Annotated in this window: 12 protein-coding genes and 5 tRNA genes; 6 read left to right on the plus strand and 11 right to left on the minus strand. The window is 72.3% G+C overall.

Annotation, left to right across the window (positions count from 1 at the left end; translation table 11 throughout):
• Both ACQPWZ_RS06365 and ACQPWZ_RS06370 read right to left on the minus strand, forming a co-directional pair.
• The gene (locus tag ACQPWZ_RS06365; protein WP_340472119.1) at positions 1 to 831 is read right to left on the minus strand and encodes an aminotransferase class IV; all 831 of its coding nucleotides are present in this window, start codon (positions 829 to 831) and stop codon (positions 1 to 3) included.
• The gene (locus ACQPWZ_RS06370) at positions 828 to 1,886 is read right to left on the minus strand and encodes a chorismate-binding protein (protein ID WP_433570868.1); all 1,059 of its coding nucleotides are present in this window, start codon (positions 1,884 to 1,886) and stop codon (positions 828 to 830) included. The genes ACQPWZ_RS06365 and ACQPWZ_RS06370 overlap by 4 nt, the downstream gene beginning before the upstream one ends.
• A gap of 142 nt (positions 1,887 to 2,028) precedes the next feature.
• Between ACQPWZ_RS06370 and ACQPWZ_RS06375 the strand changes: the two genes are divergently transcribed.
• From ACQPWZ_RS06375 to ACQPWZ_RS06395, 5 genes are all read left to right on the plus strand, one after another.
• Positions 2,029 to 2,101, plus strand: a tRNA-Gly gene (locus ACQPWZ_RS06375).
• A gap of 37 nt (positions 2,102 to 2,138) precedes the next feature.
• A tRNA-Cys gene (locus tag ACQPWZ_RS06380) sits at positions 2,139 to 2,212 on the plus strand.
• 1 nt (position 2,213) lies between these two features.
• A tRNA-Val gene (locus ACQPWZ_RS06385) sits at positions 2,214 to 2,285 on the plus strand.
• A 41-nt stretch (positions 2,286 to 2,326) separates the two neighbouring features.
• A tRNA-Val gene (locus tag ACQPWZ_RS06390) sits at positions 2,327 to 2,398 on the plus strand.
• A gap of 24 nt (positions 2,399 to 2,422) precedes the next feature.
• A tRNA-Val gene (locus ACQPWZ_RS06395) sits at positions 2,423 to 2,497 on the plus strand.
• Positions 2,498 to 2,559: 62 nt separating this feature from the next.
• Here the strand turns inward: ACQPWZ_RS06395 and ACQPWZ_RS06400 are convergent.
• From ACQPWZ_RS06400 to ACQPWZ_RS06425, 6 genes are all read right to left on the minus strand, one after another.
• Complete coding sequence (locus ACQPWZ_RS06400) at positions 2,560 to 2,676, minus strand: MFS transporter small subunit (RefSeq protein WP_413777795.1); 117 nt, start codon at positions 2,674 to 2,676, stop codon at positions 2,560 to 2,562.
• Positions 2,657 to 4,009, minus strand: a complete 1,353-nt coding sequence (locus tag ACQPWZ_RS06405) for an L-lactate MFS transporter (RefSeq protein WP_356704622.1) — start codon at positions 4,007 to 4,009, stop codon at positions 2,657 to 2,659. Before ACQPWZ_RS06405 ends, ACQPWZ_RS06400 begins: the two co-directional genes overlap by 20 nt.
• Before the next feature lie 172 nt (positions 4,010 to 4,181).
• A complete protein-coding gene (locus ACQPWZ_RS06410) occupies positions 4,182 to 4,478 on the minus strand; it encodes a zf-TFIIB domain-containing protein (RefSeq protein WP_313947421.1) in 297 nt (98 codons plus the stop codon).
• A 68-nt stretch (positions 4,479 to 4,546) separates the two neighbouring features.
• Positions 4,547 to 5,551 carry a phosphotransferase family protein gene (locus ACQPWZ_RS06415; protein ID WP_433570869.1) on the minus strand — a complete coding sequence of 335 codons (1,005 nt, stop codon included), beginning with the start codon at positions 5,549 to 5,551 and terminating at the stop codon, positions 4,547 to 4,549.
• A gap of 799 nt (positions 5,552 to 6,350) precedes the next feature.
• Positions 6,351 to 6,557, minus strand: a complete 207-nt coding sequence (locus ACQPWZ_RS06420; RefSeq protein WP_340472123.1) for a hypothetical protein — start codon at positions 6,555 to 6,557, stop codon at positions 6,351 to 6,353.
• A 188-nt stretch (positions 6,558 to 6,745) separates the two neighbouring features.
• Entirely contained in the window at positions 6,746 to 7,003 is a 258-nt protein-coding gene (locus tag ACQPWZ_RS06425) for a hypothetical protein (protein ID WP_433570870.1), read from the minus strand.
• A gap of 286 nt (positions 7,004 to 7,289) precedes the next feature.
• Here ACQPWZ_RS06425 and ACQPWZ_RS06430 point away from each other — a divergent pair, with 286 nt between their 5' ends.
• Positions 7,290 to 8,486: a protein kinase domain-containing protein gene (locus tag ACQPWZ_RS06430; protein WP_433570871.1), complete on the plus strand. Its 1,197-nt coding sequence runs from the start codon at positions 7,290 to 7,292 to the stop codon at positions 8,484 to 8,486.
• Between the two features lie 19 nt (positions 8,487 to 8,505).
• On the opposite strand, the gene ACQPWZ_RS06435 is transcribed toward ACQPWZ_RS06430, so the two are convergent.
• From ACQPWZ_RS06435 to cobT, 3 genes are all read right to left on the minus strand, one after another.
• Complete coding sequence (locus ACQPWZ_RS06435; RefSeq protein WP_313947416.1) at positions 8,506 to 9,324, minus strand: TrmH family RNA methyltransferase; 819 nt, start codon at positions 9,322 to 9,324, stop codon at positions 8,506 to 8,508.
• 53 nt (positions 9,325 to 9,377) lie between these two features.
• Positions 9,378 to 10,616, minus strand: coding sequence for a uroporphyrinogen-III C-methyltransferase (gene cobA, locus ACQPWZ_RS06440; RefSeq protein ID WP_433570872.1), 1,239 nt, complete (start codon positions 10,614 to 10,616; stop codon positions 9,378 to 9,380).
• Between the two features lie 421 nt (positions 10,617 to 11,037).
• Entirely contained in the window at positions 11,038 to 14,577 is a 3,540-nt protein-coding gene (gene cobT, locus ACQPWZ_RS06445) for a nicotinate-nucleotide--dimethylbenzimidazole phosphoribosyltransferase (protein WP_433570873.1), read from the minus strand.
• Positions 14,578 to 14,651 lie beyond the last annotated feature (74 nt).

Below are 14,651 nucleotides of genomic sequence, written 5' to 3' on the forward strand. Positions count from 1 at the left end.
TTACGGAGCCTTCGGATCGAGATCGGCCGCAGCACGTTCCGCGAACACCTGCATGGCCTCCGCGGTGACCGGGCCGGGGGCGTCCGTGAGCTCGCGTCCGTCGACCCGGTGAACGGCCTGGACGTCGCGCAGCGTGGACGTGAGGAAGACCTCCTCGGCCCGCTCCAGCACGTCCAACGGCAGATCCGTCTCCTTGGCACCGGTCCAGTCGACCGTCAGGGCGCGGGTGATGCCCGCCAGACAGCCGGAGGCCACGGGCGGGGTGTGCAGCTCTCCGTCGACGACGACGAAGACGTTGGATCCCGTGCCCTCGCAGAGCTGTCCGACCGTGTTGGCGAACAGCGCCTCGGACGCGCCGTGCTCGGACGCACGGGCGAGCGCGACGACGTTCTCCGCGTACGAGGTGGTCTTGAGGCCGGTCAGCGCGCCGCGCTCGTTGCGCGTCCAGGGCACGGTGATCACGGCGGTCGTGTCCTTGCGGCGCTTGGTCTCCCCGAGGGCGACGACCAGCGTCGGGCCGGCGGTGCCACGGTCGGAGCCGAGGGGGGAGACGCCGCCGGTGTAGGTGATGCGCAGCCGGCCGAGCTCCATCGGGTTGGCGTCCAGAACGGCGGTGCAGGCGCGGCGCACCTCGTCGTGGTCCGGCTCGGGGAGGCCGAGACCGGCGGCGGAGCGGCTCATCCGCTCCAGGTGGAGCGTGAGCGCGAAGGGCTGCCCGTGGACGGCCTTGACCGTCTCGAAGATGCCGTCGCCGACGGTCAGACCATGGTCGAACACCGAGACCCGTGCCTCGTCGGCGTCCCGCAGTTCTCCGTTGACCCAGAGCTTCATCCCGCTGTCCTTCCGCCGGTCACGTACGCCCCCGACGCTACCGCGAGCAGGCGCGACGCCTTGAGTTCGGTCTCGTCCCACTCGCGTTCGGGGTCGGAACCCCAGGTGATCCCCGCTCCGGTGCCGAACCGCAGGACCGGGCCGCCGGGCGGGGTCCGGTCGATCCAGAACGTCCGTATGCCGACGGCCAGCTCACCGGTTCCCCGGTCGGCGTCGACCCAGCCGATCCCTCCGCAGTACGGCCCCCTCGGAGCGGTCTCCAGCGCGTCGATGATCTTCAGCGCACTGGACTTGGGGGCTCCGGTCACCGAGCCGGGCGGGAAGGTCGCCTCCAGCAGCGCCTGCCAGCCGTCCTTCGGCCCGAGCTCGCCGCGCACGGTCGAGACGAGATGCACGAGCCCCGGGTGGGCCTCGATCTCGCAGAGCGCCGGGACGGACACGGTGCCGGTGGCGCAGACGCGGCCGAGGTCGTTGCGGACGAGATCGACGATCATGACGTTCTCGGCGTGGTCCTTCTCCAGCAGGTCCTCCGGGGTCCGGCCGGTGCCCTTGATCGGCCCGGACTCGACCACGGCGCCGTCGCGCCGCAGATAGAGCTCGGGCGACGCGGTGGCGATCTCCACGCCGTGGCGGGGCAGCCGAATCGTTCCCGCATAGGGAGCCGGGTTGCCCCGCGCGAGGAGTGCGGTCAGGGCGTCGACGTCGGCTGCGGCCGGGTCGGGCAGCGGCGCCGACAGGATCCGGCAGAGATTGGCCTGATACACCTCGCCGGCCGCGATGTGCTCGCGGATGCGCCGGACTCCGGCGGTGTATCCGGCGCGGTCCAGCGACGAGGTCCAGTCGTCCGCGGCGGGACCGCGCCACCGCCCGGGGATCGGCGCGGGCACCGGCTCCGTCCGTACGTCACCGAAGCGTGCGCAGGTCAGAGCGCCCTCGAAGTCCGCGACGACGGCCCAGAAGCCGGCGGAGTCGAGGGCTTCGGGGTCGCTGGTGACATCCCGGAGGTCCGTGGCGATGAGTCGCCCGAAGCGGGCCAGAGGAGCGAGGTCGTGCACGTCTGCGAGTCTATGACCGGTGCGGATGTGCCGCTGCGGCCCGAACACACGTCAGCACGCTGCGGAAACGCGTTTTTGTGCTGGACCAGGAATCCGCTAGAGTTCAACACGTCGCCGGGACACCTCAGTGATCCGGAAACAAGCGGACGTGGCTCAGTTGGTAGAGCATCACCTTGCCAAGGTGAGGGTCGCGAGTTCGAATCTCGTCGTCCGCTCGAAGTGGGGGATCTTTCCCGAAGCCCCTGCACTCCTGGTGGAGTGGCCGAGAGGCGAGGCAACGGCCTGCAAAGCCGTCTACACGGGTTCAAATCCCGTCTCCACCTCCAAGGACGATTAGCTCAGCGGGAGAGCGCTTCCCTGACACGGAAGAGGTCACTGGTTCAATCCCAGTATCGTCCACTGATCCGTAAGGATCTTCCCGGTCTTCAGACTTGGGACCCGCGCGATTAGCTCAGCGGGAGAGCGCTTCCCTGACACGGAAGAGGTCACTGGTTCAATCCCAGTATCGCGCACGCAGTACCACGCATGATCGTCCCGCGCGATTAGCTCAGCGGGAGAGCGCTTCCCTGACACGGAAGAGGTCACTGGTTCAATCCCAGTATCGCGCACCAGCCAGAACCCCCGGCCGTCTCGACGGCCGGGGGTTCTGTCGTCGGCGGGTCCGCCCCGCCGGCTACCCGGTGAAGAGCTGGGTGGCCTTGCGGATCAGCTCGTAGAGGCCGTAGCCGAAGGGCACGGCGACCCAGAGCCAGACCGCGACGCCGAGCGCCTTACGCCTGCTGCTGTTCATGGACCGCCCCTTCCTTCCGCGGCTCGTGGAAGCGCGCGTCGACCGGCCGTACGAGCTCGTTGGCGACGAAGCCGACGGCCAGCAGCCCGATCATGATGTACAGCGAGGCCGTGTAGAGGCTGGGGCCGGTGCGGCCCGCCGACTCCTGTGCGTCCGCGACCCAGTTGACGATCAGCGGCCCGAGGACTCCCGCGGTGGACCAGGCGGTGAGCAGCCGGCCGTGGATGGCGCCCACTTGATACGTGCCGAAGAGATCCTTCAGATACGCGGGGATCGTGGCGAACCCGCCGCCGTAGAACGACAGGATGACCAGCGCGCAGACGACGAAGAGCGGCTTGGAGTCGTTGCCGAGCTGCACGATGGCGAGGTACATCAGCGCGCCGACGCCGAGGTAGACGCGGTAGATGTTCTTCCGGCCGATGAGGTCCGAGGTGGAGGACCACAGGATGCGGCCGGTCATGTTCGCGAGGGAGAGCAGGGCGACGAAGCCGGCCGCGGCAGAGGCGGTCACGGCGGCCGGGGTGTCGGCGAAGAAGTCCGCGATCATCGGCGCGGCCTTCTCCAGAATGCCGATGCCGGCGGTGACGTTCATGCACAGAACGACCCACAGGCACCAGAACTGCGGTGTGCGCAGGGCGTTGTCGGCCGACACATGAGCCGTGGTGATCAACGTGCCGGAGTGCTCCTTCGGTTCCCAGCCGTCCGGTTTCCAGCCGTCGGGCGGGACGCGGACGAGCATGACGCCCAGCGACATGAACGCCGCGTACGCCAGGCCGTGGACGAGGAACGCCGAGGCGATGCCGGTGTTGTCCGTGCCGAAGGAGTCCAGCATCTGCGTGGACCAGGGCGAGGCGATCAGCGCGCCGCCGCCGAAGCCCATGATGGCGATGCCGGTGGCCATGCCCGGGCGGTCGGGGAACCACTTGATGAGCGTCGACACCGGGGAGATGTAGCCGATGCCGAGACCGATGCCGCCGATGAAGCCGTAGCCGAAGACGACAAGCCAGTACTGGCGGGTGGCGGCACCGAGGGCGGCTATCAGGAAGCCGGAGGAGAAGCAGATCAGGGAGACGCACATGGCCCAGCGCGGGCCATTGCGTTCGACGAGCGTGCCGCCGAAGGCCGCGGAGAGGCCGAGCATCACGATGCCGAGTTGGAAGGGGAGGGCGCTGGCGGTGCCGGACAGATCGAGGGACGACTCGAGCGCGGGCTTGAACACGCTCCAGGCGTAGGCCTGTCCGATGGAGAGGTGGACCGAGAGAGCGGCGGGGGGAACGAGCCAGCGGCTCCAGCCGGGGGGTGCGACGGTACGGGACCTGTCGAGGAAGGTCATGGCCGCACCCTAGAGAGCGATCATGCTCATGACTAGATGCCGAGGGCACCTTTTTTGTCGACGGTATGCACGGGACGCGGTGCGGGCCCGGACGGGGAGCCCGGGCCCGCGGGTGCCGCACCCGTCACCGCGCCCGCCGGCACGGGAAGACCGGCCGAGGGCACGAAAGCGATCAGGAGGAGAACAGCATCCGGCCGAAGCCCTTCTGCCGGTGATGACCACCGTGGTGCCCGCCGTGATGCGGGGCGCCCCAGGCGGGCGCCGGAGGGGCGGGGTACGCCTGCGGGGCCGGGGCCGCCGGGTACCCCTGCGGGGGCGGGGCCTGCTGCTGCCACTGGGACTCGAGACGCGTGAGGGACTCGAGCTCGCCGTAGTCGAGGAAGATTCCCCGGCATCCGCTGCACTGCTCGATCTGGACGCCGTTGCGGTTGTACGTGTGCATCGCTGCATGGCACTTGGGACACTGCATGGTCTGCTTCAGCTCCTCGCCGTTCGGTCGACGTCGCCGGATGCATGCCCGGTGACAAGGAGTTCAGCCTACGACGGAGGCTCGAACTCCAACTCGGGCGGGAGGTCGACTATTCGCGCACACGCATCGATCATCATCTGATCGACCTCGTCCGTTTCGCGTTTATCCGCGACCGCTCTGGCCAGCGAGAGCGCGGCCGTCTGGACGGTGAGCGCCCGGGCGGGGATGTCGAGTTGGGGCCACGGGTCGCCGTCCACGGGGACGGCCGGGCCCTGTTCGGCCGTGTACGCGCCGAGGAAGCGCTGCCAGATCTGCGGGGACAGCAGGCCGGCGGCGTACCAGGCGGCGGGCCGGGCAAGATCCCACGCGGGGTCCCCCACGCCGAGATCGTCGACGTCTATCAGCAGCCAGGGGCCGGACGGGGCGGGGTGGCGGACGAGCTGGCCGAGATGGAGATCGCCGTGACAGAGCGCGTCGCGGGGGGACGGGGTCTCGCCGTGGGGTGAGGGCGTCGCGCCGCGGGGGGACGGGGTCACGTCGCGGGCCCAGGCCGGCAGCCGGTCCCAGGCGCGGCGGACGACAGCCGTCGCGGGGTGCTCCCCGGCCACCGACTCCATCCGGGCAATGGCCCGGGCGACCTTGGCGGGGCCGCGCATGGGCGGCAGCGGGCCGGGGAGCGCTGCGACGTCCACCCGGTGCAGGCGCGCGAGAAGGACCGCCGCCGCCTCCCAGGGGGCGGCGTGGGGGTCCTCCGGGTCCACGGGGGCGCCGTACGGCCAGGCGGTGACCGGTCTGCCGCGCACGTCCGGTGCGTCCAGCGGGAGGGGTGGCAGGAGGATCCCCGCGAGCAGGGGGTGCGACGCTACGGCGAGGCGGGCGTGGTGGCCGTTCGGGTCCGTACCGGGGGCGTGGGCCTTGGCGACGGCCTCGCCGTGCCGGACGACCGCACCGTCGTCGCGGTCCGCGAGGACGGACTCGGCCTCGTCGCGTCGGCAGGCGGGGCAGGGGCGGCGGGCGCCGGGGAGATGAGCGGCGGTACGGGCGGCGAGGGCGAGCTCGCTGACGACGGACATGGTTCCCCCGGGGGTGCGCTGGGCGTTCACCCTACGGGTGCGGGTGCGGGTGCGGGTGCGGGTGCTTGTGGCTCGGGTTCTTGTGGCTGAGCCGGTTGTTCGGCTCGGGCGCTTGTGGCTCGGGCCCGGGTGCGTGTGCTCCAGCCCCTGGTTCGGTGCGGGCCCTTGTGGCTCGGGTGCTTGTGGCTCAGCCGGTTGTTCGGCCCGGGCCCTTGTGGCGCGGCCGCGGGTGGTTGTGGCGCGGCCGGTTGTTCGGTTGCTGTCCCGGTGCCGTTCCGGGGTCATGTCCGGGACTGCGGTCCTCACCGCGCTTCGCGCGAGTTGCGGGCGCTTTGACGTCCCGGACACGACCCCTGCACGTCCCCGTCCCTGAACCCGAGCCCTCGCTCCCGCCGGACCCGTATCCGCCACCATCGTGACCGGTCCACTGGGCCTCGTCCCGAACGGTCGGGGGATCGCTGACGGGCGGGAGGGGGACGGGGGCGCAGGAGGGGGGTGTCCGGACGTCAAAGCTTCAGCAACTCGCGCGAAGCGCGGTGAGAAAGCAGTCCGGACACCCCCCTCCGGAGAACCCGGCCCCCGCACCCACCACCCACCGGGCGCAGCCGCACCGCAAAGACCCGCACCACAAGCACCCGCACAAGAGGACCCGCACCACAAGGACCCGCAGGAGAATGCGCGATGGCCGGTCAGCTCCCCAGCTGACCGGCCATTGCTGCCGTCCGCCGCACCCCCGTCCCCACGGGGTTTTGGCCGGATGTCCCCGACCCGGACCGCTCTTCCGGGTCCGGGGCGCTGGTCAGCGCCCCAGCATCACGCCCACGGACGACGCTTGTGTGACCACTGCTTCCCAGCCGCCGAACGCGACCACCAGCAGTGCCGCCAGAGGAAGAACCATCGCCGTCGCCACCAAGGGGTGTCGCCGGCCGGACGAGCGGCCGCCGAACGCGGCGTATGCCCTGCGTCCCTGCGTGCGGATCATGGTCCGCGATGCCGTGTCCGCCATGGTTCCTCTCCTGTCGTCTGTAACAGCGGCGGGTGTCTGACCTCGGGGGACGAGTGCTGCACCCGCCGCTTGACAACAACATTAGGGATCTCGCAGGCCCCGGGCGTCATGCCCGCGTACCGATTGCCGGGCCTCCCGGAGGATGAGCCGTCACCCCCCGGCGTACTCCCCAGGGTGGAGATGCCGCCCTAGGCCTTGGGGTCTTCCCGGAGGGGACCCTCCGAGGCGTCCTGCCGGGGGACCGGCTGCTCCACCAGAGCGAGCACTCGGGTGGCCATGAAGCGGGCCGTCCGGACCACGGTTCCGTTGCGGGTGACTTCGCTCACTTCCACCACACCTCTGCGCACCGCAGTCTCCACCCGTCGACCCGCCCGGCTTGCCACGACTTCGTACGTCCGCGTCGTGTCACCCGCGTCCACCACTATCTCCACGCGGTCACCCTTCATTGATCCAATCCCCCTTCTGCGACGGACCGTTGAGATCTCGCACGGGCCAAGCGGCATGGATCCGGCGCCCCCTGACCACTCTTCAAGTTTCCCACCCGGCACTGACAATCGATCGGGCCGCGAGGGCGCGGCCTATGAGCGCACCGGGGCGGGGATCCGTAAGCTGTGCCACGTCAGACGGACGACCGGGCAGCGGGGCGGGGCCTCCCGACCGCTGGGCAGAGGTGGGGCTCCTCCCACCGCCAGGCAGGGGTGGGGTCTCCCCCACCGTAGGTAGGGGACGGACATGGCGATGATGCGGCTCCGGCGCGAGGACCCGCGTGTCGTCGGCTCGTTCAGGCTTCACCGGCGGCTCGGCGCGGGCGGGATGGGCGTCGTCTATCTCGGGTCGGACCGCCGGGGCCAGCGGGTCGCGCTGAAAGTGATCCGGCCGGATCTGGCGGAGGATCAGGAGTTCAGATCGCGGTTCGCCCGTGAGGTGTCCGCCGCCCGGCGGATCCGCGGCGGCTGTACGGCGCGGCTGGTGGCCGCCGATCTGGAGGCGGAGCGGCCGTGGTTCGCCACGCAGTACGTTCCCGGTCCCTCGCTCCACGACAAGGTCGCCGAGGAGGGCATCCTCCCGGCCTCCGAGGTCGCCTCGGTCGGTGCGGCGCTCGCCGAGGGCCTGGTGGCGGTGCACGAGGCCGGTGTCGTGCACCGGGACCTGAAGCCGTCGAACATCCTGCTGTCCCCCAAGGGCCCGCGCATCATCGACTTCGGCATCGCCTGGGCGACCGGCGCGAGCACGCTGACGCACGTCGGTACGGCGGTCGGCTCTCCCGGCTTCCTCGCCCCCGAGCAGGTGCGGGGTGTCGCGGTCACCCCGGCGACGGACGTGTTCGCGCTGGGGGCGACCCTCGCGTACGCGGCGACCGCGGACTCGCCGTTCGGGCACGGCGGTTCCGAGGTGATGCTGTACCGCGTGGTGCACGAGGAACCGCACCTGCACGGCGTACCCGACTCGCTCGCCCCGCTGCTGAGCGCCTGTCTGGCCAAGGACCCGGAGGAGCGCCCGAGCACCCTGCAGCTCTCGATGCGGCTCAAGGAGATCGCGGCGCGGGAGGCCCAGGGGCTGCCGGAGGCGCGGCCCCCGGCCCAGCGCGAGCGCATCGAGGCGGACCGGCCGACCTCGCGCCACCCGGAGCGGCTGGAGCGTACGGAGCGCATGGAGCGGCCCGAACGGCTGGAGCGCGGTGACCGGCCGGACCGGCGTACGGGGGGTTCCTCGGGGTCGCGGCCGCAGCCGTCGCGCACCGGGGGTTCGCGCCCGCAGAAGCCGCGCAATTCCCGCCCTCAGGGGCGGCAGGGCACCCGGCCCGGGGTGCGGACGACATCGGCGGGGCGCCGGCCGGCCAACCCGAGGCTGCTGCGGCAGCGGATCATCGTCTTCTTCGTCGTGACGCTGATCGTCGCGCTGGGCATCGCCGCCGCCCAGCAGCTGTGACCCGGGCCCCGGGGGTGGTTCAGGCCCCCGGTCGGCCCGTCGCCACCGCGTAGAAGGCCACCGCTGCGGCCGCGCCGACGTTCAGCGAGTCGACCCCGTGGGCCATCGGGATGCGCACCCACTCGTCCGCGGCGACCAGCGCCTGGGTGGACAGGCCGTCGCCCTCGGCCCCGAGCATCAGCGCCACCCGCTCCAGCCGGTGCGGTGCGGCCTCGTCGATCGTCGCGGCCTTCTCGTCGGGGGTGAGGGCGAGGAGCTTGAAGCCCGCCTCCCGTACCGCGTCAAGTCCCTTGGGCCAGGCGTCGAGACGGGCGTACGGGACGGAGAAGACCGCGCCCATGGAGACCTTCACGGACCGGCGGTAGAGCGGATCCGCGCAGTCCGGTGAGAGCAGGACCGCGTCCATCCCGAGGGCGGCGGCGCTGCGGAAGATCGCGCCGATGTTGGTGTGGTCGTTGACGGACTCCATCACCACGACCCTGCGCGTGGTCCGGAGCAGTTCGTCGGCCGTCGGGAGGGGCTTGCGCTGCATGGACGCGAGAGCGCCGCGGTGCACGTGGTAGCCGGTGACGCGTTCGGCGAGCTCGGGGCTGACCGCGTAGACGGGTGCGGGGAGTTCGTCGATGACGTCGCGCATGACGTCGACCCACTTGGCGGACAGCAGCATGGACCGCATCTCGTACCCGGCGTCCTTGGCCCGCCTGATCACCTTCTCGCCCTCGGCGATGAACAGGCCTTCGGCGGGCTCGCGCTTGCGTCGCAGCTCGACGTCGGTCAGGCCCGTGTAGTCGCGCAGACGCGGGTCGTCGGGGTCCTCGACAGTGATGAGATCGGCCACAGGGTGATACTGCCTTCTCCTGGTGGTGGTGCCAACGCCTGGGCAGGAGTCGGTTACTGGCGGTTACGCGGGCCGACGGCGACGACCTCGCCGATGACGATGACGGCCGGCGGGCGTACGTCCTCGGCGACGACCGTCTCCGCGACGGTGGCGAGGTTCGCGTCGACACGGCGTTCGGCGGCCGTGGTGCCCTCTTGGATCAGGGCGACGGGGGTGTGCGGGTCGCGGCCGTTGGCGACCAGCGTCTGGGCGATCGCGCCGATCTTGTCGACGCCCATCAGGACGACGAGGGTGCCGCGCAGCCTGGCGAGTGCCGGCCAGTCGACCAGCGAACGGTCGTCGTCCGGGGCGACATGGCCGCTGACGACGGTGAACTCGTGGGCCACACCGCGGTGGGTGACCGGGATGCCGACGGCTCCGGGCACGCTGATGGAGCTGGAGATCCCGGGGACGACGGTGCACGGGATGCCGGCCTGGGCGAGCGCCTCGGCCTCCTCCATGCCGCGGCCGAACACGAAGGGGTCGCCACCCTTGAGCCGTACGACCGCCTTGCCCGCCTTGGCATGCTCGATCAGGGCGTTGTTGATGGCCTCCTGCGCCATGTAGCGGCCGTAGGGGATCTTCGCGGCGTCGATCACCTCTACGTGCGGCGGCAGTTCGTCGAGGAGGTCGCGGGGGCCGAGACGGTCGGCGATGACGACATCGGCCTCGGCGAGAAGCCGGCGCCCGCGGACGGTGATGAGGTCCGGGTCGCCGGGGCCGCCGCCCACGAGGGCCACGCCCGGGGTCCTGGTGCGGTGGTGCGGGGCGGCGAGGGTGCCGTCGCGCAGTCCTTCGACGATGGCATCGCGTACGGCGGCTGAGCGGCGCGGGTCACGGCCGGTGAGGACGGCGACCGTCACGCCCTCCGACCGTCCGGTCGCGGGGGTCCAGGCGGTCGCGGCACCGGCGTCGTCGGACCGCACGCACCAGGTGCGGGTGCGCTCGGCCTCGGCGGAGGCCTCTGCGTTGGCCTCGGTGTCGGCGGTGGCGATGAGGACGTACCAGGCGTCGGAGAGATCCCCGTCGGCGTACCGGCGCTGCTCCCAGCGGATCTCGCCGGACGCGGACATGGCCTCGACGGAGGGCGTAGCGGAGGGCGAGACGAGCAGGATGTCCGCACCGGCGGCGATGAGCGCGGGGAGCCGGCGCTGGGCGACCTGCCCGCCGCCGATGACGACGACGCGTCGCCCCGAGAGGCGGAGCCCGACGGGGTAGGCGGGGTGCTCGGGCGCGTGCGCTTGCTCGGCCATGGCGGTGGGGACTCCTCGTACCGTACGGAGGTGCGGACCGCTGCGACGATGAAGCGGCTGGTGGGGGCCACGATATCCGGGGGCGGCGCGGGGGTGCCCGAGCGGGCGGCGCGGGTGGGCTGTGACGTCGGCCGCGTCCCGGGGTGGCTGACAGCCGGACGCCCGGACGCGGCAGGCAGCCGGCGGACCGCTGCGCGCCGGGCAGCGGCCCCCAACCGCCGGGTCCTTCGCGCCCGCAGGTGGTCGTCCGGCCTCGCGCATGGGCGCCTTGCAAGCCGGGACCGTCGGCGCCGTTGCGTCGGCAGACGGGTCCGACCCGGCAGCCGGCCCCACACGCGCGGGAGGCCGGGCCGCCGCCCACCGCTCGCGTCGGCACGCGGGTCCGGCCCAGCCCCAAGGGGCCCGGCCCCGCCCGCTCCCGCTACTTTTCCGTCACGCCCGCCGAGTCGAACGTCGCCACCTCGTGCATCGCCCTCGCCGCGCTCTGCACCACCGGCAGTGCCAGCAGTGCGCCCGTGCCCTCGCCGAGGCGGAGGTCCAGGTCGACCAGGGGACGCAGGCCCAGCTTGTTGAGGGCTGCGACGTGGCCCGGTTCCGCGCTGCGGTGGCCCGCGATGCAGGCCGCCAGGGCCTCGGGTGCGACCGCGCGGGCGACCAGCGCCGCCGCGCCCGCCGAGACGCCGTCCAGCACCACCGGCGTACGCAGTGACGCGCCGCCCAGGATGAACCCGACCAGAGCGGCGTGCTCCAGGCCGCCGACCGCGGACAGGACACCGATCGGGTCCGCGGGGTCCGGCGCGTGGAGGTCCAGCGCGCGGCGGACGACGTCGACCTTGCGCGCGTGCATCTCGTCGTTGATGCCCGTGCCGCGGCCGGTGATCTCGCCCGGGTCGATGCCGGTGTAGACGGAGATCAGCGCTGCCGACACCGTCGTGTTGGCGATGCCCATCTCGCCCGTCAGCAGCGCCTTGTTGCCCGCCGCGACCAGGTCGCGGGCCGTCTCGATGCCCACCTCGACCGCCGCGAGGACCTCTTCGCGGGTCAGCGCAGGGCCCGTGGTGAAGTCCGCCGTGCCGGCCCGCACCTTGCGCGGCAGCAGTCCGGGCGTCGCGGGCAGGTCGGAGGCGACTCCGACGTCCACGACGCAGACCTCGGCACCGACCTGGTTGGCGAAGGCGTTGCATACCGCTCCCCCGCCGAGGAAGTTCGCGACCATCTGGCCGGTCACCTCCTGGGGCCAGGCCGTGACCCCCTGCGCGTGCACCCCGTGGTCGCCGGCGAAGATCGCGACGGCCGCGGGCTCGGGGATCGGCGGCGGGCACATCCGGGAGAGCCCGCTCAGCTGCGCGGAGATGATCTCCAGCATGCCGAGCGCGCCCGCCGGCTTCGTCATGCGCTTCTGCCGCTCCCACGCCTCGCCGAGCGCCTTGGCGTCCAGCGGGCGGATGTTGGTGACGGTCTCCTGGAGCAGGTCGTGCGGGTCCTCGCCGGGCAGGGCGCGGCGGCCGTACGTCTCCTCGTGGACGACCCAGGACAGCGGCCGGCGCTTGGACCAGCCCGCCTGCATCAGCTCGGGCTCCTCCGGGAACTCGTCGACGTAACCGACGCACAGGTACGCCACGACTTCGAGGTGTTCGGGCAGCCCGAGCGCGCGCACCATCTCGCGCTCGTCGAAGAAGCTGACCCAGCCGACGCCGAGCCCTTCCGCGCGGGCCGCGAGCCAGAGGTTCTCGACCGCGAGGGCCGAGGAGTAGGGCGCCATCTGCGGCTGCGTGTGACGGCCGAGCGTGTGGCGGCCGCCGCGCGTCGGGTCGGCGGTGACGACGATGTTGACCGGGGTGTCGAGGATCGCCTCGATCTTCAGTTCCTTGAACTGCTTGGCCCGGCCCTTCGGCAGCGACTTGGCGTACGCCTCACGCTGGCGCTGCGCGAGTTCGTGCATCGAACGCCGGGTCTCGGCGGAACGGATGACGACGAAGTCCCACGGCTGCGAGTGACCCACGCTGGGCGCGGTGTGCGCGGCCTCCAGGACGCGCAGCAGCACCTCGTGCGGGATGGGGTCGGAACGGAAACCGTTGCGGATGTCCCGGCGCTCGCGCATCACGCGCAGTACGGCCTCGCGCTCGGCGTCGTCGTATCCGGGCGCGGGCCCGTTGTCGGCGGCGACCGGTTCGGGCCCGGCGGCCGGAAGGGTCTCCTCCGGTACGGGCTCGGCCGCGGGGTCCTGGACGGACATGGGCTGGGACTCCTGTACGGCCTCGGCGTCCGGCTCCGGCAGGGGCTCGGGCTCCGGCGCGGCGTCGGTCACCTCCTCCGCGTGCTGGACGACGACGTGCTCCGAGGCCTCGCGCGGCGCGGGCACCATGACTTCGGCTACGGCTACGGCTTCGGGCTCGGGTTCGGCTTCGAGCTCGGGTTCGGCCCGGTGCTCGGTCTCCGCCACCGGCTCGGCGGACAGAACCACGTCAACGGGTTCCGGCTGCGCGGGTACGGCCACGAGCCCTGTCCCGGCCTCCGGCGCCTCCTGGGCGGCCTCCGGCGTCACGGGGACGGACTCCTGCGCCTCGTCAACGGCCTCCGGTGCCGCGACCGGCTCCGGCTCGGCCGCCTGCTCGGGCACGACGGCGACCGGCGTGGGCGCCTGGTGCTGATCGTCGGGCAGCGAGCCCTCGACCGGCACGAAGTGCCCCTCGGACGACTGCTCCGGCGCGGGCTGGGGCAGCGCTTCGGGCAGCACCTCGGGCTGCTGCTCCGTCTCCTGCTCCGGTACCGGCGTTTCCGCCACCGGCATCTCCGTCACCGGCGCTTCCATTGCGACCGGTGTGACGGAAGCCTCCGCTGTGACAGGTGAGGGCTCCGGGACGACCGTTTCTGCTGGTACCGGATCCGGGGTCCGAAGCTGCGGGGCCTGGGGCTGGGGAGCCCGCGGCTGCGGGTTCCAGGGTGCCCCCGCCTGCGGCGGGATCTCCCCCAGCTGCGGACCCGGCAGCGGAGCGCCGGTCTCGTCCCGCGGAATGTCCAGGTACTCCGGACCCGTGGTGGCCGGTCCGGAGTTGCTCTGCACGGTCAGGGGGTGCGGAGGCGTGCCCGCGGGACCGCGGTCGGCCAGGGAGCGTACGACGCCGCCGGAGGTGTCGGGCATCGGCGGGCCCATGTGCAACGGACGCCGTGCCGGCGGAGGTGTCGGTGTGGCGGACGACGGCGGGATGCGGACACCTCGCAGGTCGACGGAGCCCGAGTGACGGCCTCCGGCCTCGTGCGCACCGGTTTCGTGCTCGACGGCCGCACGCGCCGCGGCTTCGTGAACCGCCGTCCGGGCAGCGGCCTCATGGGAAGCGGCTTCGTGGGGAGCCGCCTCAGGCGTGCTCTCCTGTGCGTTCTGCTGAGCGTTCGCCTGTCCGTTCTCCGCGGCCTCGTACAGGCCCGCGGCCGGCTCGCCCCCGAACGCCGCCTGGAAGTTCTCGGCGAGGGCGGACTGTTGCGCCGAGGCCACCGGGCCGAGGCCCTGCCCCGGACCGGCGGCGGGCTGTATGCCCGTCACCGCGTGGTCGGGAGCGCCGGAGAAGTCGGGGGATCCCAGATCCGCCGGGGCGTCGAAGCCCGGGCTGCCCAGATCCGTCGGAGCGGCGAAGCCGCCTGCCGCCTGCGGGGCGCCGTACTCGGCCACCGGCTGGTCGGAGGCGTAGTGCTCGGCCATGGGCGCCTGGGTCATCCGGTGCGCGGGGGCGGCGAACTGCTCGGCCATCGGCGCCGGCACATGGCCCGTAGCGCCGTGGTGCGCCGGCACGGACTGCGGGTCGCTCCACGCGCCCTGCGCCCCCGGCATGAGCAGCAGATCGTCCTCTTCGGAATGGGTCTCGGACGGGTCCTGGAAGGTGTACGCACCGGGGATGCCCGGCTGCTCCACCACGCCCGCGTTCTCGGGCATTCCCTCGCCCGGGATCTGGCCGGTGTCAGTCATGCATACCCCTCGCCCATCGCTTGTGATCCTTCCCCGTCGCCCGGGGCGCCCAGCGCCGCGCACCTGACGCCCGT

It is taken from the genome of Streptomyces sp. CA-251247 (assembly GCF_050952975.1).
In the GTDB taxonomy this organism is placed as follows: domain Bacteria; phylum Actinomycetota; class Actinomycetes; order Streptomycetales; family Streptomycetaceae; genus Streptomyces; species Streptomyces achmelvichensis.